This window comes from Mucilaginibacter corticis (genome assembly GCF_007558865.1).
Taxonomy (GTDB): Bacteria; Bacteroidota; Bacteroidia; order Sphingobacteriales; family Sphingobacteriaceae; genus Mucilaginibacter; species Mucilaginibacter corticis.
In genome coordinates, this window is sequence record NZ_VLPK01000001.1 from 178,715 (window position 1) to 202,510 (window position 23,796).

At 42.9% G+C, this 23,796-nt stretch carries 24 protein-coding genes; 12 read left to right on the forward strand and 12 right to left on the reverse strand.

Annotation, left to right across the window (positions count from 1 at the left end):
* Window positions 1-24: 24 nt before the first annotated feature.
* The 3 genes from FO440_RS00760 to FO440_RS24270 form a co-directional block, all read right to left on the reverse strand.
* Complete coding sequence (locus FO440_RS00760; protein WP_144246325.1) at window positions 25-570, reverse strand: hypothetical protein; 546 nt, start codon at window positions 568-570, stop codon at window positions 25-27.
* 48 nt (window positions 571-618) lie between these two features.
* Window positions 619-2,430 carry a DNA polymerase III subunit gamma/tau gene (locus FO440_RS00765; RefSeq protein WP_144246326.1) on the reverse strand — a complete coding sequence of 604 codons (1,812 nt, stop codon included), beginning with the start codon at window positions 2,428-2,430 and terminating at the stop codon, window positions 619-621.
* 175 nt (window positions 2,431-2,605) lie between these two features.
* A complete protein-coding gene (locus FO440_RS24270) occupies window positions 2,606-2,896 on the reverse strand; it encodes a hypothetical protein (RefSeq protein ID WP_186292536.1) in 291 nt (96 codons plus the stop codon).
* A gap of 229 nt (window positions 2,897-3,125) precedes the next feature.
* On the opposite strand from FO440_RS24270, the gene rpsF reads away from it, so the two are divergent.
* From rpsF to mtgA, 4 genes are all read left to right on the forward strand, one after another.
* Window positions 3,126-3,491, forward strand: coding sequence for a 30S ribosomal protein S6 (gene rpsF, locus FO440_RS00770; protein ID WP_144246327.1), 366 nt, complete (start codon window positions 3,126-3,128; stop codon window positions 3,489-3,491).
* Entirely contained in the window at window positions 3,491-3,754 is a 264-nt protein-coding gene (gene rpsR / locus FO440_RS00775; RefSeq protein WP_067054791.1) for a 30S ribosomal protein S18, read from the forward strand. Before rpsF ends, rpsR begins: the two co-directional genes overlap by 1 nt.
* A gap of 17 nt (window positions 3,755-3,771) precedes the next feature.
* A complete protein-coding gene (gene rplI, locus FO440_RS00780; protein ID WP_144246328.1) occupies window positions 3,772-4,215 on the forward strand; it encodes a 50S ribosomal protein L9 in 444 nt (147 codons plus the stop codon).
* 288 nt (window positions 4,216-4,503) lie between these two features.
* Window positions 4,504-5,193, forward strand: a complete 690-nt coding sequence (gene mtgA, locus FO440_RS00785) for a monofunctional biosynthetic peptidoglycan transglycosylase (RefSeq protein WP_144246329.1) — start codon at window positions 4,504-4,506, stop codon at window positions 5,191-5,193.
* Between the two features lie 45 nt (window positions 5,194-5,238).
* Here mtgA and FO440_RS00790 read toward each other — a convergent pair whose 3' ends face one another.
* A complete protein-coding gene (locus FO440_RS00790; protein ID WP_144246330.1) occupies window positions 5,239-6,888 on the reverse strand; it encodes an NAD+ synthase in 1,650 nt (549 codons plus the stop codon).
* Window positions 6,889-7,012: 124 nt separating this feature from the next.
* Here FO440_RS00790 and gldB point away from each other — a divergent pair, with 124 nt between their 5' ends.
* Window positions 7,013-8,062 carry a gliding motility lipoprotein GldB gene (gldB, locus tag FO440_RS00795; RefSeq protein ID WP_144246331.1) on the forward strand — a complete coding sequence of 350 codons (1,050 nt, stop codon included), beginning with the start codon at window positions 7,013-7,015 and terminating at the stop codon, window positions 8,060-8,062.
* A 65-nt stretch (window positions 8,063-8,127) separates the two neighbouring features.
* Here gldB and FO440_RS00800 read toward each other — a convergent pair whose 3' ends face one another.
* The 3 genes from FO440_RS00800 to FO440_RS00810 all read right to left on the reverse strand — a co-directional run bounded on the left by FO440_RS00800 (window position 8,128) and on the right by FO440_RS00810 (window position 10,276).
* On the reverse strand, window positions 8,128-8,313 hold the full coding sequence (locus FO440_RS00800) for a hypothetical protein (protein WP_144246332.1): 186 nt from the start codon (window positions 8,311-8,313) through the stop codon (window positions 8,128-8,130).
* 108 nt (window positions 8,314-8,421) lie between these two features.
* On the reverse strand, window positions 8,422-9,441 hold the full coding sequence (locus FO440_RS00805; protein WP_186292537.1) for a beta-propeller domain-containing protein: 1,020 nt from the start codon (window positions 9,439-9,441) through the stop codon (window positions 8,422-8,424).
* Between the two features lie 124 nt (window positions 9,442-9,565).
* Entirely contained in the window at window positions 9,566-10,276 is a 711-nt protein-coding gene (locus FO440_RS00810) for a TlpA family protein disulfide reductase (RefSeq protein ID WP_144246334.1), read from the reverse strand.
* A gap of 203 nt (window positions 10,277-10,479) precedes the next feature.
* Between FO440_RS00810 and FO440_RS00815 the strand changes: the two genes are divergently transcribed.
* Entirely contained in the window at window positions 10,480-11,358 is an 879-nt protein-coding gene (locus FO440_RS00815; RefSeq protein ID WP_144246335.1) for a cupin-like domain-containing protein, read from the forward strand.
* A gap of 514 nt (window positions 11,359-11,872) precedes the next feature.
* On the opposite strand, the gene FO440_RS00820 is transcribed toward FO440_RS00815, so the two are convergent.
* Window positions 11,873-12,271, reverse strand: a complete 399-nt coding sequence (locus FO440_RS00820) for a YybH family protein (protein ID WP_246104147.1) — start codon at window positions 12,269-12,271, stop codon at window positions 11,873-11,875.
* Between the two features lie 122 nt (window positions 12,272-12,393).
* Here FO440_RS00820 and FO440_RS00825 point away from each other — a divergent pair, with 122 nt between their 5' ends.
* The gene (locus tag FO440_RS00825; RefSeq protein WP_144246336.1) at window positions 12,394-13,269 is read left to right on the forward strand and encodes a carbohydrate kinase family protein; all 876 of its coding nucleotides are present in this window, start codon (window positions 12,394-12,396) and stop codon (window positions 13,267-13,269) included.
* A gap of 1 nt (window position 13,270) precedes the next feature.
* On the opposite strand, the gene FO440_RS00830 is transcribed toward FO440_RS00825, so the two are convergent.
* Window positions 13,271-13,552 carry a GNAT family N-acetyltransferase gene (locus FO440_RS00830; RefSeq protein WP_144246337.1) on the reverse strand — a complete coding sequence of 94 codons (282 nt, stop codon included), beginning with the start codon at window positions 13,550-13,552 and terminating at the stop codon, window positions 13,271-13,273.
* Between the two features lie 408 nt (window positions 13,553-13,960).
* On the opposite strand from FO440_RS00830, the gene FO440_RS00835 reads away from it, so the two are divergent.
* The 5 genes from FO440_RS00835 to FO440_RS00855 all read left to right on the forward strand — a co-directional run bounded on the left by FO440_RS00835 (window position 13,961) and on the right by FO440_RS00855 (window position 19,431).
* Window positions 13,961-15,058, forward strand: a complete 1,098-nt coding sequence (locus FO440_RS00835; RefSeq protein WP_144246338.1) for a vWA domain-containing protein — start codon at window positions 13,961-13,963, stop codon at window positions 15,056-15,058.
* Window positions 15,059-15,124: 66 nt separating this feature from the next.
* On the forward strand, window positions 15,125-16,636 hold the full coding sequence (locus FO440_RS00840; RefSeq protein ID WP_144246339.1) for a sigma 54-interacting transcriptional regulator: 1,512 nt from the start codon (window positions 15,125-15,127) through the stop codon (window positions 16,634-16,636).
* Window positions 16,637-16,643: 7 nt separating this feature from the next.
* Entirely contained in the window at window positions 16,644-17,906 is a 1,263-nt protein-coding gene (locus FO440_RS00845; protein ID WP_186292538.1) for a metallophosphoesterase, read from the forward strand.
* Between the two features lie 24 nt (window positions 17,907-17,930).
* A complete protein-coding gene (locus FO440_RS00850; RefSeq protein ID WP_246104148.1) occupies window positions 17,931-18,827 on the forward strand; it encodes a UbiA family prenyltransferase in 897 nt (298 codons plus the stop codon).
* A complete protein-coding gene (locus FO440_RS00855; protein WP_144246340.1) occupies window positions 18,811-19,431 on the forward strand; it encodes a class I SAM-dependent methyltransferase in 621 nt (206 codons plus the stop codon). The genes FO440_RS00850 and FO440_RS00855 overlap by 17 nt, the downstream gene beginning before the upstream one ends.
* Before the next feature lie 40 nt (window positions 19,432-19,471).
* On the opposite strand, the gene FO440_RS00860 is transcribed toward FO440_RS00855, so the two are convergent.
* Genes FO440_RS00860 through FO440_RS00870 form a run of 3 tightly spaced genes read right to left on the reverse strand, consistent with a single transcriptional unit; the run spans window position 19,472 to window position 23,715 of the window.
* Entirely contained in the window at window positions 19,472-20,164 is a 693-nt protein-coding gene (locus tag FO440_RS00860) for a response regulator transcription factor (RefSeq protein WP_144246341.1), read from the reverse strand.
* Between the two features lie 2 nt (window positions 20,165-20,166).
* Window positions 20,167-21,813 carry a sensor histidine kinase gene (locus FO440_RS00865; RefSeq protein ID WP_144246342.1) on the reverse strand — a complete coding sequence of 549 codons (1,647 nt, stop codon included), beginning with the start codon at window positions 21,811-21,813 and terminating at the stop codon, window positions 20,167-20,169.
* 12 nt (window positions 21,814-21,825) lie between these two features.
* Window positions 21,826-23,715, reverse strand: a complete 1,890-nt coding sequence (locus tag FO440_RS00870; protein ID WP_144246343.1) for an alpha/beta hydrolase family protein — start codon at window positions 23,713-23,715, stop codon at window positions 21,826-21,828.
* Window positions 23,716-23,796 lie beyond the last annotated feature (81 nt).

A 23,796-nucleotide genomic window follows, 5' to 3' on the forward strand; every position in this document is an offset into this window, starting at 1 on the left:
AAACGCCCTTTAATAAGGGCGTTTTTATTTGGTAAAAGTTACCTGGTAGCCTTTATGGTAATACCTGCCATCCAACACGGTCGAGGTAGTATCAAGCGCAACCCAGGTCATTTCTGTGGGTGTTAAGTGCGTAACCCTTACAGTGCTGAATGTACTGTTAAAAAACGGATTTGAAGATAATTCGATATAGAGTACATTATCAGTAACCGACAATTTATAGGTACCTGTTGGTTGTGCGAAAGAATTAACCAGGCCGGTATAACTCACGCTTTTATTCCTGTCATTCAATGTTACGTTAGTAAACAGGTTATTTACATAAGTGCCGGAGATAATAGTATTTGATGTATCATAAAGCTGCAATGTAGTTTGTTTAGCTTTCCATAGGGATGTTAAATAAGCGTTGTCAACCCTTGGCCCGTTTACCACTATTCCTAAAACAGTTTGATCTGTAATCTCTACATCGTCAGCCTTGGGTGCCGGAGGGGGTGCAGGCGAGTCAAGCTTGCATGAGCCGGCAAACATGATGCCTGGTATAACCAATGCCAATAATAGCTTAAAACATTTCTTCACCTAATTTACTAATAAAGCAGTTTGGCTAAAGGTAAGTGTTTGCCGCAATCAATCAAAATCAAGGTTAAAGCGCTTGCGCAGCTCGGCCAGTTGGGGATTTTTAGCAGCCATGTGCTGGTATTTTTCAAGGTCTGTATAGGGGCGTTTGGCCACTACCTGTTTATCAACGCGCGCGTTTACCTCAAGGTCAAAGTTTTTAAGCGTGGTGCGCATATAATTTAAAAAGTCGGCCCTTTCTGCTTTAAAAAGATCTTCCTGCACTTTATTGCCTACAACAATTTCAAAAACATACGGCCGCAGCATAGTAGGTGCTTCGGTTATAAAAACTGGCAGCAGGTTCATTTTGCCTTCGCCCTTTATTTTAGCAGCATAGACGTTCCACTCCCTTAAAAAATCGTTAAAGGTAAAATCCTCTTTGGCATCACCTTTCAGGTAAGGGTCTTCCTCTTCAACTATACTCTCTTTTACGTTACCTATATCTTTTAAAGAAGGGATTTTTATGGAAGTAGTACCGGCATTAGGTATAAATGCAGGCTTTGGTTTTTCTGCAGCGGGCGGCTCTTCTTTTACGCTTTCTGCCGGTGCCTTAACCGGTTCTGTAATTTTTGGCGATGTAACATAAGTTGCCAGCGCATCGCTTACCATGGCAACCTCATTGTTTACAGCAACCGGTTTTGGTGTGCTTACTGTTGAGGTATCAGGTTTTTTTTTTAGCTGCTCGTTAGTATCGGGCATTGCAGTTAGCGGCGTGGTAGCCAGGCTAAACACCGAGAGCAGGTGGCACATTTTAAGCAAAGCCAGTTCGACCTGTAAGCGTTGGTTTTTGCTGAGCTTATAATTAAGATCGCACTGGTTGGCAATATTCATTGCCGATAACAAAAACGACACATTTGCCGCCTGTGATTGCTGAAGGTATTTGGCTTTAATACCCTCGCTTACTTCTAATAATTTTAAAGTGGATGGATCTTTGGTCACCAGTAAATTGCGGAAATGTTCTGACAGGCCCGAGATAAAATGCGCGCCGTCAAAACCTTTGTTCAAGATCTCGTCGAAAAACAATAAGGTTTTAGCCGTATTTTCCTGCAATAAACTGTCTGTTATGTTAAAGTAGTAATCGTAATCCAGTATATTCAGGTTATCAATTACCGCGCGATAGGTAACATTGGCATCAGAAAAACTTACGATCTGATCAAACATCGATAAAGCGTCGCGCAAGCCGCCATCTGCCTTTTGGGCGATGATGTGCAGGCCGTCAACCTCATATTTAATTGTCTCTTTTTGCGCTATTGATGCCAGGTGATTAGCCATATCATCAACACTGATGCGGTTAAAATCAAATATCTGGCAGCGCGAAAGTATGGTGGGCAGTATTTTATGCTTCTCGGTAGTGGCCAGTATAAATATGGCATAATGGGGCGGCTCTTCAAGCGTTTTCAGGAATGCGTTAAACGCAGCCTGCGACAGCATGTGCACCTCATCAATAATATAAACCTTAAAACGGGCACCCTGTGGCGGTATGCGCACCTGCTCAATCAGGCTGCGGATATCGTCGACCGAGTTATTTGATGCCGCGTCAAGCTCATGAATATTAAATGAGTTACCATTTTGGAACGATACACACGACGGGCAAACGCCGCAGGCCTCGCCGCTGGGCTGTAAATTGGTGCAGTTAATGGTTTTGGCAAGGATACGCGCGCAGGTAGTTTTGCCCACACCACGTGGGCCGCAGAATAAAAATGCCTGCGCCAGCTGATTATTTTTAATAGCGTTTTTTAACGTGTTGGTGATATGTTGCTGACCAACAACAGTTTCAAAAGTAGCCGGGCGGTATTTGCGTGCCGAAACAATAAAATTATCCACAGCTACTAAGTTAGCAAGATTTTACTTTACCTGAAAGCGCCGGGACGGATTGTTGATAAAATGAAAATTAAGAAAAATGCTGTCACCCTGAGGCCCTCGAAGGGTGAGCGTAGGCCCGCCCTCATGCTTCGACTAAGCTCAGCATGACACCCCTATTTTAATTCAATATAATATACTATTGCAATTCCTCTTCCGGCAGATGGTCGTCGTCCGGGTCAGGGTTGGTCAGATCATAATCGTCTTCGCCCGGCTCATTAGTGTCATCACCTACGCGGATCTCGTTCAGGTCATCTATATCTTCTGCCTCATCTTCAAACTCTTCGTCGTCAAAATCTTCATCATCCTCATCTTCATCGGTCCAGTTACTTTCTGAAAAATCCTTTTCGCCCGGGGCCTGGAAATAGATGGTATCATACATGAAATTCGAACTTTCTGTTCTGTCGTTGTTAAAGTCGGTAAATTGCATGGCGGTAATGTTTTGTTAATTAATAGACACCCGAACTTAGGCTTATGTTTTGTATTACATGTTAATTTGGTGTTTTATTTTTATTAACAAAGGTTGATTGCCCAACCTCATTAACTACCTGTATATAAGCTGTTATAAAAAACATGCTTTAGTTGGATAAATAAATATTTCTTCCTACATTTGCAGCCCCGAATTGTCGGGTAAATAATTAAAAATTAAAGCAATAACAATGCAACAGTACGAAATCGTGATCGTTCTAACCCCGTTGTTATCAGAAGAGACTGCTAAAGAGGCAATAGCCAAATACAGCAAAACCCTTACTGATGGCGGAGCCGAAATTGTCCAGGAGGATAATTGGGGTTTGAGAAAATTAGCGTACCCAATCCAAAAGAAAACTACAGGGTACTATCACTTAACTGAATTTAAGGCTCCAGGTGAATTAATTAACAAATTGGAAGTCGAGTTAAGGCGCGATGAGCGTGTTTTGCGTTTCCTGACCATAGCTTTGGATAAACATGCCGTAGCTTACAATGAAAAAAAACGCAGCGGTGCTTTTAACAAAAAACCGGCAGCTAAAGTGGAGGAAGCAAACTAATGGCAAACGACCAAATTAAATACGTAACTGCCCCTAAAGTAGAGGACAACCGTAAAAAATACTGCCGTTTTAAAAAGAACGGTATCAAGTACATCGATTACAAAGACGCTAACTTTTTATTAAAGTTTATTAATGACCAGGGTAAAGTATTACCACGCCGTTTAACCGGTACTTCATTAAAATTTCAGCGTAAAGTGGCTCAAGCTGTTAAACGTGCGCGCCACATCGGTTTATTACCTTATGTTACAGACTCATTAAAATAATCAGGAGGTAAAAGACAATGGAAGTTATTTTAAAACAAGACATAAAAAACCTGGGTGATAAAGACGATGTAGTAACCGTTAAACCAGGATATGGCCGTAACTATCTTTTCCCGAAAGGTTATGCCGTATTAGCTACTGAATCTGCACGCAAAGTTTTAGCTGAGAACCTGAAACAAGCTGCATTTAAACAAGAAAAAATACGCAAAGATGCTGACGCTATTGCCGCACGTTTAGAAGGTGTAACCCTTACTATCGGTGCTAAAGCCGGCGAAACCGGTAAGATCTTTGGTGCTATCAACACTATACAAGTTGCTGATGCCTTGAAGAAAGAAGGTTTTGACGTTGACCGTCGCCGTATTACTTTTGACCAGGATCCGAAATTTGTTGGTGATTACACCGCAATTATCAACCTGCATAAAGAAGTTAAGGTACAAGTACCTTTTACAGTAGTAGCAGAGTAATTTTATTTCGAATATCGGATTTTCGATTTCGGAATTTGAATTATAAAATATAAAAAGGTGTTGAGCGATGCTCAACACCTTTTTTATTTACTCCTCTGCCCCACCGACCGTTAAAGCGTCCACGCTTTAACGTATACCCTTAGTGAGCGTCCACGCTCACGATTATTTATGCGAGCGAAGACGCTCGCTTTATCATTCAGTAAAGCGTGGACACTTTACTGTGCGGTTCAGATACAAAATCCGAAGTTGAACATTCGAAATCCGAAATAATTAAGATATTTTCGCTGCATGAAAGGTCTTGGCAAACTTATCTGGCGCTTCGTAAAATTATTCCTGATACTATTTATTGGCATTACCGTGTTTTGGGTAATACTCTACCGTTTTGTAAACCCGCCCGTAACCTGGCTGATGATCACCCGTGGCTTTGAACGCAAAGCCGACGGTAAAGAATGGAAGATAGACAAGCAATGGCGCGACTTTGACGATATTGCCGACCCCATGAAACGCGCCGCCGTAGCCGCCGAGGACCAAACCTTTTTAGAAAATCACGGCTTTGATTTTCATGCCATAGAAAAAGCTATTCAAAAAAACTCGCGCAGTAACAAACTCATTGGCGGTAGCACCATATCACAACAAACAGCCAAGAACGTTTTTTTATGGCCCGGGCGATCTTATGTACGTAAAGCTTTTGAGGCCTATTTTACCCTGCTTATAGAGATCTTCTGGAGCAAACGCCGCATTATGGAAGTGTACCTGAATGTAATTGAAATGGGCGATGGCATATACGGTGTTAACGCGGCGGCGCAGGCATATTTCCATAAAGAAGCATTTGATCTGAACCGCCAGCAGGCAGCGGCTATCGCATCCATATTTCCCAGCCCGCTCAAGTGGTCGGCTACCAACCCTACCGAGTATTTACAGCACCGGCAATACCTGATCATGAAAAATATACGCAGATTGGGGCCAATGGATTTTTAACCTCGCCCCCTACCCCCCTAAAGGGGGAATGTCTAAAGATTTATTTTATTGCAAATACTTCCCTACAATCGGCATGCGCCTGCCCATACCAAAAGCTTTTGGCGATACGCGCAGGATGGGCGGCGTCTGGTAACGCTTATGCTCAGCCAGGTTGATCAGCTTTATTGCACGGTAAACCGTTTGCTCATCGTAACCCATTTTAATGATCTCGGCAGATGAGCAGCGGTGCTCAATGTATTCGGCCAGGATCTTGTCGAGGATATCGTATTCAGGCAATGAGTCCGAATCTTTCTGCCCGGGCCTTAACTCGGCCGATGGCGGTTTGATAATCGAGTTTTCAGGGATGATCTCGCGTTCGCGGTTAATGTACCGCGCCAGCTCAAAAACCTGTGTTTTATAAACGTCACCGATAACAGAGATACCTCCGCACATATCGCCATACAGAGTACCATAGCCCACAGCGGCCTCGCTTTTATTTGATGTGTTGAGCAATATAAAACCAAACTTATTGCACATGGCCATGAGCAATATGGCGCGGCTGCGCGACTGGATATTCTCTTCGGCTATGTTAAATGGCAGGTCCTTAAACTGCGGCTGCAGCGCCGTTTCAAACGATTCGGTAATATCTTTTATAGCGATGGTCTGACTCATGCAACCCAGGTTATCTACCAAGTCGGCAGCGTCTTTTATAGAGTGGTCGCTTGAGAACTTTGAGGGCAGCAGCACCGCCATCACATTTTCAGGCCCCAAAGCCTCGGCAGCCAAAGCACAAACCACAGCCGAGTCTATCCCGCCCGACAATCCCAGAATCGCACGACTAAACCCGGATTTCTTAAAGTAATCGCGGATACCCAGGATCAACGCGTCATGGATCTGCGCGATATCGCTTTCACGTTCGGCTTTTACGGTCGGTGTATGATCAAATGAGATCCCGCCGTTATCATTTAAAGTATAATAGGTTATGCTTTCCTCAAAGTAAGGCAGCTCATCAACCAGTTTGCCGGTATTATCAAATACCAATGACCCACCATCAAATATCAATTCGGTTTGTGCGCCTACGTGGTTTACATAAAATAAAGGCAGGTTATAGCGTGCGGCATTATCTTTTAAAATAGCAATACGCTCTTCGTCATGGTTATAAGCAAACGGCGATGCCGCGATGTTGATCATCAGGTCCGGCTGTTGCTTGATCAGCGTGTCCATTGGCCGGGTAATGTACAGCGGATTCTCAATGGTGTTCCACAGGTCCTCGCAGATGGTCAACGCAATGCGCTTGCCCTTAAAGTCAATGCAATTAAACTCGGTTGATGGTTCAAAATAACGGTACTCGTCAAATATGTCGTAATTAGGCAGCAACGCTTTGTTTACAATTGCCTTAACTTTTCCGTCCTCTATAAAATAAGCCGAGTTATTTAAGTCTTTACCCTCGGTTTTGTTATTGGGGATAGGGATGCCGATGATGCAGGCAATGTCGGTACACTCGGCAGCTATTTCTTTTGCGGCTGTATCGCACTGGTTAATAAACTCGCTAAACTCTAAAAAATCGCGCGCCGGGTACCCGCAAACACATAACTCGGCAAACACAACCAGGTCGGCGCCATTTTGCCGTGCTTTTTTTATGTGCTGGATGATGTGCGCGGTATTCGACTCAAAATTTCCAACGTGATAGTTAAGCTGGGCTAAAGCTATTTTCATTAATATAAAAAATTATCGTTGATGAACCTGTTATGGGCTGTCGCCCATTTGGTTCATAATATATTACAAGTACCTGTTTGCACCTAAATGCAAATAATAAATTAATTTTGCTGAAAGTATAAAAATGATAGCATCCTTATATAAGTTCAAACAAATTTATTTAATTTTTATTATCGGGGCCTTACTAACTGCCTGCGGCCGCAATAAAAAAATTGATGTAAGCAATATACCAATTGATGTTAAGATAGAGCGCTTTGATCATGATTTTGACGGTTTGCGTACAAAACCCATGGCGCAACAAGCTGCTTTCCTGCAAAAAAAATATGGCGACTTTTACCGCGACTATACCAGCCAGATCCTGGAAGCGGGTAGTATTAAAGATACCGGCTATTTTAGCGTGCTGCGGTCTGTGTTTAAAGGCCAGGCATATGTTGACCTTAAACATGATGTAGATGCCCTGTATCCCGGCGAGCTAACCAAACAGGAAACCGAGCTTACCGATGCTTTTAGAAGAATAAAATATTACTATCCGCAGAAAAAACTGCCTAAGGTTTATGCTTACTTTTCGGGCTTTAAAGCGCAAACCTCTATTGGCGATGGTTATTTTGGCATCGGGCTTGATCTTTTTTTAGGGGCTGACTCGCGCTTCTACCCTGCATTGACCGAGGTATTCCCACGCTATATATCAAGGCGCTTCACGCCCGACAATATTACGCCACGTGTTATCGAGGGGTTGGCACGCGAGGATATGTTCCCGGAACCTGACGCGGATAAAACACTGCTGTCAAAAATGATCTATGCCGGCAAGATCTTGTATTTTATGGACCAGATATTGCCCGATGTGCCCGACACGATAAAAATTGGCTACACCACCAAACAGGAGAAATGGTGCAAGGAACACAGATCAGTTATATGGGCCTATCTTTTAGATCAAAGCCTGTTGTACGAAACTGATTACCAGAAAATACAGACTTATACCAACGAAGCGCCGTTTACACCGCAACTTGGCGAGCATAATGAGTCGGCACCCAGGTTAGGCATCTGGACTGGATGGCAAATTGTTAAAGAATATATGGAGAAGCGCCCTGACGTGACCTTGCAAAAGCTAATGGAAAACAGCGACGCGCAAAAAATACTGAACGATTCAAAGTACCGGCCCAGGGATGACCAGTAGGCTTAAAACAAAAAGCGTCCGGTAAGTAATTTACCGGACGCTTTTTTTATATACTGTTGTACAGATTACTTAATGATAGTGAACACCGCTTTAAGGCCCACACCAACACCCACAGCCATAATTACGTTAGCCACAGCCGAAGCATGTTTAAAATCCGCGAAGCGTAAATAAACACCCACCAAACCTATAATTACTGCAATGATCAATAATATGTAATGACGTTCTGAATTTGCTTCTTCCATTGAGCTCATAATGCGTATTTTTTTGTTGGTACAAAAATAGAAATGTTTACCGAAAAAGGAATAGCGTTTTAAAGATTTTAAATATTGTTTCAATCACGCAGGAAAGTTGATATTCTACTACCTGATATCCCCAAAATGCACATGCTCTGTTATCGCGTTAGCATCATTTAATAACTGTATGGTTGTTGACGGGCCAAGGTTTAGCGGGGCGGTCCACGAGCGCAATGCCCATACTACTTTTTTGTCCGGCGTAACTTCAATAGCCTGTACCGGTTGGTTTTGCGGATCGATCTTGCCGGGGCCTTCCCACGAATTAAACCAATTGTTAATTAACGTATTGCCATTGGCCAGGCGGGTGGCTATCTGCGGCTCGGGGAAACTATAGTCGGGAATATCGCTCATCATGTACTCCCACACTATCTCGCCCTTGCGGTTAACTTCCCGGGCGTATGATGTTCTGTGCCCCTCGTGTCCACAGGCCAATATATTATCGTTTTTTAACGGCTCGACAGACCATACGCCCGGCATATCGATAGACAAAAGTTGCTTGCCGTTAATATCATATTCGCAGATCTTGCCCAGGTCCATATGTGCCACCAGGATATTACCATCTTTAGTCAACCTTGCATGACGGAACTGCCCGTGAGTTCCCGTACCTTTTGTAGGCAATATAAACTGGCGTTCTAATTTGTTTGTTTTGATATTCATTACAAATAGTTTGGCAGTGTCGCCATTCTGGATAAAAACTACGTGATCATTCCCGATTGGTTGCGCGGTATGTGTTTCATGATTTTTTGGGGCATCATAATTCCAGAGCACGTTCTTGTTTTTGTCTATCAGTGTAACACCAAACTGGTGAGCAAAAAGAATATTGCCATTTTTCATCAGCACGGCGTCGCTTATCTCTCCCCTGCCCGTAGTATCAATGTATGACCATGTTATTTTGCCGTTACGCACAATATACATTTTACGGTCTTTGGCTTCGCCTGCGTAAAAGAAATCAAATTCGGCAGGGCCCTTACCCGGCAATACCGCGGGAGCGGTTTGTTTTACAGGGACAGTAGTTTGCTGCGCTTTAGCATGATTAATAGATCCGGTTAACAAAAGCAATAAAATAACACGATTTGAAAAAGACAAGTTGCACCTGTACTTAGTTTTTATATGAGTCATAAAGGCATCTTAATTAGTATTTAAAATTACCCAATGATGGATAGCTTATAAAATATATCAGGGTTAAAATGTGCAATCGTTGCCGTTAAAGCTATTGATCATTATGGCTTATCAGGAAATCTACGTCGTCTTTTAATTTTTTGTAATTCATATTAAATGCTTGCTCTTCAGTTACAGTTATAGATTTCCCATCCGGCCCAACATAATTAACAGCAACCGCAGCCCCTTCTTCATCATATTTAACAATTTGCTTGTTAGTTGTTACCATATAATTTGTAGGGTACCCTCTAAAATGTTTAAAACCACCAATGTTTATCTCATGAATATCGTCTGGTACTTGTGTAATAGATGGTACAATATAAATTGCATTATCATACAAAGCAGCAAGCTTTTCGGTTTCCTCCCGGGTGTTCCAAAACAATACTATAAAATCAATTTTATCTTTATAAGCTTTCGTTATTTTGTTTAAAGCGGGAATCTCGGCACGGCACGGGGCACACCAACTTGCAGATACTGTTATTAAAACAGGCTTTTTCATTTTACCAAGGCTGATAGTTTTACCTTTTAAATCCTTGAACTGATGATTACCCAAATAACTGTTGGTGATACAACGGTTGATGGAATCGTAATAAGTTTGGGCCCGCTTTTCATCTTTGGCATCCCAGGCTTTATTACAATCAATAAGGTATTGTTTTACTAAAGGCTCGGTATCAGCAAACATCTTTTTTGGTTGATTGGCAGTTTGCGCGTAACAAATTGTTTGGGCTATACAGCATATTAACCCAATTGCAAGGTTTTTCATGGTTTAAGATTTAAGTTTCCAATAAACGCTGTTAGCAGCAATGTAGTATTCGGTTAAATACATTTAGCGCAAATTTGCCGGCCCACGAAAAAAAATAACAGTAGCTTAATATACTGCGTTATTTAATTTCGTTATTTTGTTGTATTGGGTGTAAGTTGCGCAACTTGTTTGCGGGGCAATATGTTCCTGATCCGAAATAATATATGAGCTTTATTCTGCACCCAATTGATACTGTTGACACCATTTCGCCACAGGATTTTAAAAAAAACTACCTTGATCCACGCCGGCCGTTGGTTATTAAGCACCTCACCGACAACTGGGCCGCACGCGAAAAATGGACTCCAGAATTTTTAAAGCAAACTGTTGGCAATAAAGAGGTGCCTTTGTATGACAACTCAAAGGCCGATCCGTCAAAGCCTATTAATTCGTCGGCTGCAAAAATGCCTTTTGATAGCTATATCGATCTGATCATGTCGCAGCCAACCGAGTTGCGCATTTTCTTTTTTAATATATTTAAACAGGCTCCGCAATTATTAAACGATATTGTTTTGCCTAAAGACTTGATGGGTGGCTTTTTAGAAAGCATGCCGGCCATGTTTTTCGGCGGATCAAACTCGGTCACTTTTTTGCATTATGATATCGACCTGCCGCATATCTTTCATACCCATTTTGGCGGACGCAAGCATATCATCCTGTTCGAGAACAAGTGGAAACGCCGTTTATACTGTATCCCTAATGCTACCTACGCTTTAGAGGATTATGATGTGGCAAACCCGGATATCAAAAAATTCCCGGCCCTTGACGGCGTTGAGGGTATCGAACTATTTTTAGAGCATGGCGATACCCTGTTCATGCCTACCGGCTACTGGCACTGGATGAAATATGTAGAAGGTGGCTACTCATTAAGCCTGCGCGCCTGGGATGCGTCTATGGCCCGCAAAGCAGCAAGCGTATATAACCTGGCCATTAAAGGCGGGGTAGACAGCGTTTTAAAAATGGCTTTTAAAGGCAGTTATGCACGATACCGCGAAAAGCTGGCTGTGAAATGGGCGGATAGAGCTTTAGCGGCGGGGAAACCGTAATTGCTATAATGCTTGATTGAACGCGTCGCAGCGCTCAATTGCCATTGTGCCTTTGTTACTTTCGTTGATGAAAGTAACCAAAATCAAGTCAGCAAAGAGGCTTCTTTGCGCTCTTGGCTTTTGCCCTGCAGTCCAGGTAAAACCTCGGGCCGCGCCTCTTTTGCCCCGCTATCGCACCCACATTGCCTCCGCTTCAGCAAAACCTGCGGATGCCCGTGCCAACTCACAAGGCCACCATTGTTTTACCTTCCCTCACCTGAAGCTTTTTTGCTGACACACTGTTCTAACAATAATTTTGTATCTGAATAAAATTCAAAAAAAGAAGCGCAAAGGCCAGTCAGGGCGCGCGGCCGGGAGTCTGGCCCTCGGGTGGTGGCAGCGATCGGCCTGACTTGATCTTTTGGTTACTTTTGGATCAAGCCAAAAGTAACAGCCATAGCGGCAATTGAGCGTTACCAAGCGACAATAAAGCGTGTAATAAACCAAGGCCACTAACTGGTATGATCACAAACAATCACCCACTTACCATCAATCTTTTTAAACCATAAAGTATAATAACCACCAACATCACCTTTATCCGCTTTAAATGCCAACCGCCAAACACAAAGGCATTTTTAGCGTCAAGCACTTCAACCTTTAAAATATTAAAAGCAAGTTCACCCATTGCGGCTTTGTCGGGATAGCCTTTTTTATAATTATTAAGCGTGTTCTGCCAGCCATAGGTAGGCGCGGTTTTTCCTACAAACATCAGCGAATCCGACTTCCAGTAGCCCTGCATAAAAGTTTCAACATCGCCACGGTTCCAGGCCTGGCGCTGATCTTCCATCACTTTTAAAATGGCTTGGCGGTCTTGCGCATGTAAAACCATGCAGGTGCTTAATAGCAGCAGGCATGAAAGTAAAAGCTTTTTCATTAGTGTTTGATTTGAGGATTTGAAAATGAGCCTAATCGGTTAAATATAATTAATCACTAACAATTGGCTGATGCTAAATCAAAAAAACATTTTAGCTTTGAATTTTAAGTACAGCCTGAATTATGAAGAATAGCATATTGTGTTTTGGTGAAGTTTTATGGGATGCCTTTGGCGAAGAAAAAGTAGCCGGCGGCGCAACCATGAATGTAGCGTTCCATTTGGCGCAGCAAGGTGCAAAGGCTGCTTTTGCCAGCAGCGTGGGCACCGATGCTTCGGGTGCCGAGCTGGCAGATTTTCTGAAAGACAACGGCTTGTTCAGCGAACTGATTCAACATGACTCAACGCTGCCAACCTGCGAGGTTACCGTGCAATTAGACGAACACCAGCAGGCAACTTATATTATCCCCCAGCCTGTAACCTGGGACAATATTAAACCACAACAAGTACTTACCGCATGTGCTAAAAATGCCGCTGCCGTTGTGTTTGGCAGCCTGGTTTGTCGTGAAGACACATCGCGCAATACCTTGCTGGACTTACTGGACGTAGCGCCGGGTCTGAAAATATTTGACGTGAACCTGCGCCCGCCGCACTACACCTTAGAAACCATACAAACCCTGGCCGCGAAAGCTAATGTGGTAAAAATGAACGAAGAGGAAGCCGACCTGCTCATCAGCGATACCGGTGGCGACCTGAAAGATAAAATGACCGCGTTCCGCGAGCAATACAATACCCAGACTATTTGCGTAACCCGTGGCGCGCATGGCGCCATTGTATGGCACGACGGCGAATTTTACGAGCACCCGGGCTTTAAAGTTAAAGTAGCGGACACTGTGGGTGCAGGCGATTCTTTTTTAGCAACTTTTATTGTAGGACTGACCAATAAATTACCTATGCAGCAAGTGTTAGAAAGGGCTTGCGCGGTAGGATCATACGTTGCCAGTAAACGCGGCGCAACACCGCGCTATGTTGATGGTATTGTGGATTTGATGACGAAGTAAATTACGCTAGTAACCGCTCCCATTTAGGGTGCCGTTTCAGGTAAACTTTGACGTACTCGCAATACGGCACTATTTTATCATTGTGCGCTTCAAGGTATTTAAAGGTTTTTTCAACCAGCGCGGCGGCTACGCCCCTGCCCTCTAATTCCTGAGGGACTTCGGTATGGATCAGGAAGAACTTGTCGTCCCTTTGCTTATAGTCAATAAAAGCGCGGTGTCCGTCAACAAAGAGTTCAAAATTGTGGATAGCCTGGTTATTTATGAGTTGTAAGTCTTCGTACATGAAATAAAGGTATAAAACACCTTCGATTTAAAAGCCTGCTTAAACTTTATTTTAACAATTGGTGGCAGCGTAATTGATCGATCAATTTTTAATTTATAATACTCTTATAAACAACTATTTATAACGTTATACAGCATAAAATCACTGACATAAAAGTTGTGCCAAACTGTATCTTGAGATTCACAATAAGAAATTAATTATTTTATTATCAACAGATTGCAAAAACAGGTGTACCAAGTGTTCCAACTGTCACACACTCGCGTGGTACAGCACAGCACTATCCCCGCACATCCCGATAGCTATCGGGACACCACTATTGTCATAGCTAACTAACAATTCAACTTAATACCCCTTCATACCAAACTTTTGCGCAAAATATTCCGTTATTTTATAACTGAAAGGCAAAATATGCGTGGTTTCGGATTTTCGAAGTTTACCCCCAACCAAATCCCGAAAGGCGGATTTGAAGAATTATTAAAACTATTCCTGGAATTGCTCAACTATACCGCGGGCGATGCCGGCGAAGCTTTGGCCTGGCTGAACGAGCTTGATAAACAATACAACATCACCAATGACGATTATGGCATGGGCGATTTTATTGACGAGCTGAAGCAAAAAGGCTACCTGAGCGATGACAACCAGAATGGCGGATTTAACATCACTGCTAAAACAGAACAAAGTATCCGTCAATCGGCTTTAGAAGAGATCTTTGGCAAGCTTAAAAAGTCAGGCAAAGGCAATCACCGTTCGCCGCAAAGCGGGCAGGGCGATGAACGCAACTCAGAGCACCGCGAGTTTGAATTTGGCGACAGCCTTGACCAGATAGACATGACGCAATCTATCCATAACGCCCAGGTCAACCATGGCATCGGCGATTTCATGATGACCGAGCGCGACCTGGAAGTAGAGGAAATGGATTATAAAACCCTTACCTCTACTGTGTTGATGATAGATATATCGCACTCCATGATCCTTTATGGCGAAGACCGGATAACCCCGGCCAAGAAAGTAGCCATGGCACTGGCCGAACTGATCCGCACCAAGTACCCTAAGGATACGCTGGATATTGTTGTGTTTGGTAATGATGCATGGCCTATTACCTTGCAGGACCTGCCTTATTTGCAGGTAGGCCCTTATCATACCAATACCTATGCCGGCTTAGAGTTGGCTACTGATCTGTTGCGCCGACGCAAGACATCAAACAAACAGATCTTTATGATAACCGACGGTAAACCCACCTGTTTAAAGGAGGGCACTAAGTATTATAAAAACAGCATCGGCCTGGATAGAAAGGTGGTAAATAAAACCTTAAATATGGCAGCCCAATGCAAGCGTTTAAAGATCCCTATCACTACATTTATGATAGCTAAGGACCCTTACCTGCAACAGTTTGTGCGCCAGTTTACAGAAACCAATGGCGGCAAGGCATTTTATAGTTCGCTGAACAACCTGGGCGAATACATTTTTGAGGATTACGCTAAGAATAGAAGGAAGAACGTGAGGTAAGCCCCCCCCAGCCCCCTAAAGGGGGAGTAATTGAACAATACTAACTACCTAATGACAAAATGACTAATGACAAATAAGCTAATTAATATAACAACCCTTGGCCAGTTAAAGCAGACCGGCTACAAAAGCGAATCGGTAAAGGATGAACTGCGTCGCAACCTGATCACCCAGCTTCAAAAGAAAGAAGAAGGTGGCTTTGAGGGCATCATCGGTTTTGAGGATACCGTAATACCTGATCTGCAGACGGCTATCCTGTCGCGCCACAACATATTGCTGCTTGGCTTACGCGGGCAGGCTAAAACACGTATTGCCCGTTTACTGGTTAACTTACTGGATGAATATGTACCATATATTGAAGGCTCAGAATTGTTTGATGATCCGCTGAACCCTATCTCATGGTTCGGGCATAACATCGTACAGGAGAAAGGTGATGATACACCTATCGGCTGGATCCACCGCAGCGAGCGCTATACTGAAAAACTGGCTACACCTGACGTTACCGTTGCCGATTTGATCGGTGATGTTGACCCTATCAAGGCCGCTACCATGAAGCTGACATATTCTGACGAACGGGTTATCCATTTCGGTTTAATTCCGCGTGCGCACAGGGGTATCTTTGTGATCAACGAGCTGCCCGATCTGCAGGCAAGGATCCAGGTTTCGCTGTTCAACATCCTGCAGGAAAGGGATATCCAGATCCGTGGCTTTAAACTACGTTTACCACTGGATATCCAGTTCGTGTTTACCGCCAATCCTGAAGATTATACCAACCGCGGATCAATAGTTACGCCGTTAAAAGACCGTATCGAGAGCCAGATCCTGACGCACTACCCGCGCTCTGTTGAAATTTCACGCAAGATCACACAGCAAGAGGCATCGCTTACACAGGCACAACGTACAGCTGTTGAAGCCGACGGATTAGTGAAGGACCTGGTTGAGCAGATCGCATTTGAGGCACGAAATTCAGAGTATATCGACAAAAAATCGGGCGTATCTGCACGTTTAACCATATCGGCTTATGAAAACCTGATCAGCAATGCTGAGCGCCGCATGATCATTAATCATGAGGACCGCACATTTGTACGTATTGCCGATTTCCTGGGCGTTATCCCGGCTATTACAGGTAAAATAGAATTGGTGTATGAAGGCGAATTGGAAGGCCCGGCTAAAGTGGCTAATATCCTGATCGGCAAAGCTATAAAAAGCCTGCTGGTTAAGTTTTTCCCTGATCCGGAGAAAGCAAAAAAAGCAAAAGCACCTAACCCATACGCCGATATCATCAACTGGTTTAGCGATGGCAACAGCCTTGCAGTGCTTGACGACCTGCCGCTTGCCGAATATAAAAAGGTGCTAAATTCTGTTACCGGTTTAAAGGACCTGGTTAAAAAATTCCACCCGCGTTTGGTAGAGAGCCAGCAGCTGATCCTGATGGAGTTTGTATTGCACGGGTTGGCCGAGTTTTCGCAATTGAGCAAGGGCTTTTTAGATAATGGCTTCGCTTTTTCGGATATGTTTAACAGTTTGTTTAATTTGCAGCCTGATGACGACGATCTGGACCTGGACGATGATCGTTACTAAAGGATAAATGCAAAGTCAGTTTTTCATTATTATACTACTGGGCCTCGGCCTGTTATTGTTCGACCAATATTTATTCAGCGGCTTCGCGGCCGCTTTTAAAAAGAAAAAGTGGGCCGGCAAAAAGAGCTTTAAGATCGGCTATACCATATTTTCTGTAGCGTTGATCATCGGCACGGTAGTCAGTATTTATGTCAAGATCCCGGTTGGTATACGTGCCGGGTTTTTAATGGTGTTTTTTGTGCTAATGATTGTTAAGGTCACCTTCCTGCCTTTTGTTTTGGCCGATGATATCAGGCGGTTAATTGCCCGCCTTAAACCCAAACCTGTGGTGACATCCCCTGTTCAGGAAAAAGCGACTATCCCACGTTCAGCGTTTTTAATGAAAGCCGGCTTGATCACTGGGGCGGTCCCGCTGGCATCTATAGGTGTCGGTATATTGGCGGGCGCTTATGACTACCGTGTACGTAACCAAACGCTTTACCTGCCTAGCTTGCCTAAAGCTTTTGACGGGCTTAGAATAGGGCAGATCTCTGATATTCACTCAGGCAGCTTTTATAACAAGAAAGCGGTGTTAGGAGGGGTAGAAATGCTGCTGGGCCAAAAGCCCGATGTCATATTTTTTACCGGCGACCTGGTTAACAGCCGTACAGATGAAGTACGCGACTACCAGGATATTTTCAGCAAAGTAAAAGCACCACTTGGTGTATTCTCTACCTTAGGCAACCATGATTACGGCGATTATGCAGATTGGGCATCGCCGCAGGCTAAAGCAAAAAACCTGCAGGACCTGATAACTACCCATAAAAATATGGGCTGGGATATTTTATTGAACGAGAACCGCCGGTTAAAGGTTAACGGCGAAGAAATAGGCATATTAGGCTGTGAGAACTGGGGCGAACTAAGCCGCTTCCCTAAATACGGCAAAATGGAGCCAACCATAAAAGGCACTGAAGACTTGCCGGTTAAACTTTTATTATCGCATGATCCGTCGCATTGGCGGGCACAGATCTTGCCCCACTACCCTCAAATAGATGTTATGTTCTCGGGCCATACGCATGGGATGCAGTTTGGCGTGCGTGCAGAGCATTTTCAGTGGAGCCCGGTTGAGTATGTATATAAAGAATGGGCGGGCCTGTATAATGAAGGAAACCAGCAATTATATGTAAACGTGGGCTATGGCTTTTTAGGTTTTCCGGGCAGAGTTGGAATATTGCCGGAGATTACGATATTTACATTAAAATCTGCCCATGCCGCTTTAGCCAAAGCATAACAGCAAATGGGCATTTATTCATAAATGAAAAAACTAATAAAGCCTGTTTTTGATTTTATATTATTCAGTAACTTCTTCATGGCCCTATGTGCTGTCGCGCAGGGATTGGTTACCTTCCATTTAATTGGTTCAAAGCAGCCCATTTATACCATACTGGCGCTTTTATTTACTTCGACAATAGGCATTTATAATTTTTCGATCTTGCTGACAAAGCCTGAGTCACCCGAAAAATCTCCGCATTTACGGGTACGCTGGTTCTTCGCGCATCATCGGCTGATGGTTACATTTACTATCGTATCCATTCTTTCGCTAATTCCGTTATTCTTTTTAATATCAACTGAATCAAGAATATTACTGATCTTTTTGGGCGTTATATCAGTTGCCTACAGCCTTCCCTTGTTCACACTTGGCGATCAGAAATTTGGCCTGCGTAATATCCCAGGCCTTAAGCAATTTCTGATAACCCTGGTGTGGACAATGAGCACTGTTTTATTACCGATACTTGAAGCACAGGATATGCACCTCGCCAATATCAATTTGCGTGATACCACTATCCTGATCGCAAAGCGGTTTTTATTCATTGCAGCGTTAACTGTTCCGTTTGATATCCGCGATCTTTTTGAAGACCGCGAATCGGGCCTTAAAACCATACCCGTGGCAATAGGCGAAAAGCGCGCGTACCTGTATTGCCAGTTCCTGCTGGCCGGTTACATTGTGTTGCTGTTTTTATACCGTAACAATGGTTTCAACACCGACTTTTTTGCGCTTACCCTAACCGCTATTTTAGCCGGCTGGCTTATCTTTAAATCAGAGTGGAAGAAGAATGAGTACTATTATTTTTTTTATTTGGATGGGGTATTGATTGTGCAATATGTGATCTTGATAGTGTTTAACTGCATGTCACATGGCATCAAACTATGATAACTCAGCCTGGTTCTATGATAGGCTGTCCCGACTGGTTTACGGCAAAGCGCTAATTAATGCACAGGTATACTTATTGCAGTTTATTAAGCCAAATTCAAATATCCTGATTGTTGGTGGTGGTACCGGCTGGATATTGGAAGAACTGGCGAAAATTCATCCTACCGGCTTAAAGATTACTTATATTGAAATATCAGCAAATATGATGACCCTGTCAAAAAAAAGATGGGTAGCTGATAACCAGGTTACTTTTATTAATAGCGCTGCCGAAGATGTAGCCGCAACTACCCGGTTTGATGTACTCATCACACCCTTCCTGTTTGATAATTTTAAGGAAGAAACACTGCAGAAAATATTTGCCCACTTACATGCCCAGCTCAAAACCGGCGGCATATGGCTCAACACAGATTTTCAGTTAAGCGGCAAATGGTGGCAAAACGTGCTGTTAAAGAGTATGTTTATTTTTTTCAGGCTGATCTGTGGGATTGAGACATCCGTTTTACCGGATATTGAAAAGGAATTTAACTTATATAAGTACAACGTAATTGCCGAAAAAACCTTCTTTGGCGATTTTATACTCTCAATCGCTTACAACAAAAGCTAACTAAAAAACAATGGCAACCTTTTGAGTTGCCATTATATTTTTATCCGGCGTAAGCAAATTTATATCCTACCCCTCTTACAGTTTGCAAATATTGCGGGTAATCAGGGTTTGCTTCTATTTTTTTGCGGAGACGTACAATGTGCATGTCCAGCGTACGGGTGTTTACGTCGGCGTTATATCCCCATACTTCCATCATTAGCTCCTCGCGGTTAATTACCTTGTTTTTGTTTTTCAGGAAATATAGCAAGATGCGGTTCTCCAATATAGTAAGCTCAACTTTACGTCCATCACGAATCAGCAAGTGCGTATTTGGATGGTGCTCCATGTTTGCAAATGTGTAGGTTTCTGATTTATCGTTATTCAGTGCAAATTTTATCTTGTTCTCTATCAGCGCGACCACCACGTCCATATTAAATGGCTTGGTAACATAATCAGATACGCCAAATCCGTAGGCGGATATTTTGTCGATATCCTGCTGTTTGGCAGTGGTCATTATTACCACGCCTTCATAACCTTTTGCACGCAGATTGGTGCAAACTTCTTCACCTTGTTTGCCCGGCAGCATCCAGTCAAGCAGTACAATATCCGGTTGTTCCTCTAAGATCATTGTTTCTGCATCGTCGCCGTTATTGGCTTCCAATACTTTATAACCTTCTGATTGTAAACGCTCTGCAACCAGGAAACGCAGGTTTTCATCATCTTCAACAAGCGCAATCTTAATTTCTTTATTCATATCTAATTTGCGTATGGCAGTGTTACAATAAACTCAGAACCAACATCAACTTTACTCCTGACGGTTATATCGCCATCCATAAAGTTTACCAGTTCTTTGCAAAATGCAAGGCCGAGGCCAACACTTCCGTTTTGATTATATTGGTTTTCTAATCTATAAAATTTTCTGAATATATTATTCAATTCATTTTTAGGAATGCCGATCCCTTTATCGATAAAAGAAAATATAATATTACGCTTTTCAAGCGCTATATCTATAAAAAGTTCTTTCCTGTCGGGGTGTGAATATTTATAGGCATTCTCTATCAAATTCTGGAAAACGCTGCCTAATAACACGGTATCTGTGTAAAAGAATTTGGCATCCTTATCTAATGAATAATCCAATTTAAAATGCGGGTATTTTATTTTAAAAGTATCTATGTACCCTTTCACAAACGAATCGATCTTTACCTTATCTTTTTTTATGGTGATGGATTTATTTTCCAACTGCGTAAATGACAGCAATTTGGTCATCAAATCATTCAGTTTATCGGCCTCTTCATCCAGTATTTTGCCATAGTGCTTACGTTGCCGTTCAGTAAGCTCGTTATCACCTTTAAGGTTTGAGCCCGCAATTTTTATTACGCTTACAGGTGTTTTAAACTCGTGCGTAAAATTGTTGATGAAATCATACTGCAGCTTAAACATTTTAAGGTTGACACTCAGGTTTCGGTAAATGAGCCAGCCTATCAGCATAAAAACCGAATAGATCAAAAACAAGATACCCGCTACCGGTAAAAAGCGGTGATAGATCTCGCCATTCAGGTACTCGCGCGGCGAACTGAAATACAGCTTATAATCGGCAAAAGCACCAGGTAAGGCCACCTCATCAGTAATGATCCTTGAATGGTCAATATCCGGCGGATCATACGTAACAGGTCTGATGTAAATCGCGCTGTATAATTCAGGGTGCACATTTTTTATCCTGAGTTTGTATGGGTCAAGATAAAAGGTCATCATGTTTTGCTTATAAAACGACTCGGAGTTCCCTGCTTTTTGAAGATCATGATAGCTTTTCAGATCTGCCGAAACAGGGATATTTAAAAAACTGACTTTGCCAGGCCTGGTATTGTAAAACGCGGCCTGCTGGTCTGCGCCTGGCCCTTTCAGGGTGTCGTAACGTGCTATGTAGTCGTTTAACTTATCGGCCATCTGCCTGAAATCGTTGACGTTGGCGTCATCATCATTTTTTGATTTATGCACCAGGCGTTTACCGGGGTAATATTCATAAACCGATTTGGCCGTTATCCCCAGGTTACTATTGGTTATACTACCTTGCAAACGGCTGCCCACAACTACCTGGAAAAAAACTATCTTATTTACAAAAACATAGTTATGGAAAACAGAATCGGCATATTTAGCAGCAGACGAATAATCAAGCAGCCCTGAATATAAGTTTATCTCGAAGATCTTATTCTTGTAAAGGTCATTATAAGGGCTGATGGTTTGGTCGGCAACGTTGCTTTTCTTGGATGAGAAATCGCCCTCAACACTTTTTGAAGTTAACTGGTAAGCCACTACCAGGCCCACAATTAATGTTACCGACACCAGCACCAGGAAGGTAACTATCAGCGTAAAGTTTTTACGATAAACCGTGTTTGGCCCTTTCATGGCTAACGGTGGTTAGGGTTTAACATGCATATTGGCATCAAGAAACTTCTCAATGTCCGCATAGTTTTGCATCCGCCTGTTTTCGCCGCCCTGTGATCCGCGCTCATACTTGTTAAGAGAATATTTTACAGCCGGGTTATGCTTCTGTAATTCACGAATATAATGATTTACTTCGCTAATGTTGGCGCGCTGGTCTTTATAGTCCTGGAAAAACAACAACGGGACAGTAGGCTTTTCAGGATGAAATACCGGCGATATAGAGCGCAGCAGGTCAGCATCCTTTTCCGGGTCGCCAATGGTGGCATACATTTTTTGCAGTATCGGCTTATAGTATGCCGGGGCCGTTTTAATATAGGTAAACAGGTTGATCAGTCCATTTTGTACAATAGCGCAGTTATACATTTTGGGGTTAAATGTAATAGCGTACAAAGCGGAAAAACCGCCGAAACCACGCCCGTAAATAGCTATTTTTTTAGGATTGGCAATTTTATTGGCAATAAGCCAGTTTACGCCATCTGTAATGTCTTGCTGAATTTTACCGCCGACTTCTTTAAATCCTGCACTATAAAAAACCTTGCCGTAGCCGGATGATCCCCGGTAATTTACCTGGAAAACCGCATAACCCCTGTTTGCCAAAAACTGCACTTCAGAGCTGTAGTTCCAAGAGTCGCGCATGCCAAATGGCCCATCGTGCGGTATAACCACTACGGGCAAATTTGTCTGCTGGTCTGTATGGGGCAATGTCAGGTAGCCATTTATTAATGTGCCGTCGCTTGCGGTATAGCTAATTGCTTTCTTTTCGCAAAGCGCGTTCGGATCAATGCCTGAATAGTCGGCAAGTTTAGTAAGCTTGTTATTTATACGATCAAAAAGATATACCGATCCGCGATTACGGTCTGTATAGCTTTGTACAATAAATTTTCGTTCTGCACTATCCCTGTCGGTAATATTTACCTCATAGCCGCTAAGCTGCTTGTATATAGTTTGGTATACCTCTTTAATTTCGGGGTCAAAAAAATGCTTCTTTGGTTTGGCATCATCCCAAGCTACCAGTTCAAGCCGGCTTTTTCCTTTTGAATAATCAACCCTTTGAATGTCCGTATTTTTATCGGCGTAAATTACACGGGTTTCCTGTCCCGTAACAGCATTTATCTCAACAAAGGCAGTTTTGTCACGCCCCACGTTTGACAGTGCGTAGAAATTTTGAGCAATACCGCTAAAAGCTATAGGCCTTACATAATTCCTGAAGTTATTCCTGATGATTGGTTTAAACTTTGCCTTATCATTAGGGCGATATAATATCGTTTCATCAACGCCATCCGTAGCTTTAATCAGGCGGATATTGGCATCAGCATCAACCAGCCACTCTGTAATATTACCCGGGTTTACCAGGTAGGTTTGTAATTCGCCACTCTTAATGTTTAACCGGTAAACATCAAAATTGGCCGAATCGCGTTTATTCAAACTTATGGTTATGATATCAGGCGTTTGCCTGTTTTTATTCAGGATCCTGATACTGGCTTTTCCTTCAGAAAGCAGTACCCTTGTTTTCTGTGTATTCAGATCCAACGCCATCATCGGGTGCTCATCGCCCGGTTTTTCCTGGGTGAAAAGTATCTGGTCATCATAGGTCCATGTGTAATCGCCACGTACAGAGAAATCACTGAAAGATGTCGCCATCATATTCTCCTCGTCTTCAATTGCCTGGATGCAGATATTTTGCTTGCCGTTGTATTTTTTTAAATAAGAAATAAACTTGCCGTCGGGCGATATTTTAAAAGCAGTTTTTTCAGGAATTTTAAAAAACTCACTTACAGGTATTTCTGCCGCCTTCTTCTTAACACACGAAGACAAAGCTGCCGCCACAACAATCACTAATAAAATCTTAAAACTCCTCACCATTTATACCGTTTCAGCTCAGGTTAATTTATAATCAGCTTAAATTATAAATTTAACTTAGCTTTATTAAAAATGTCACTACAA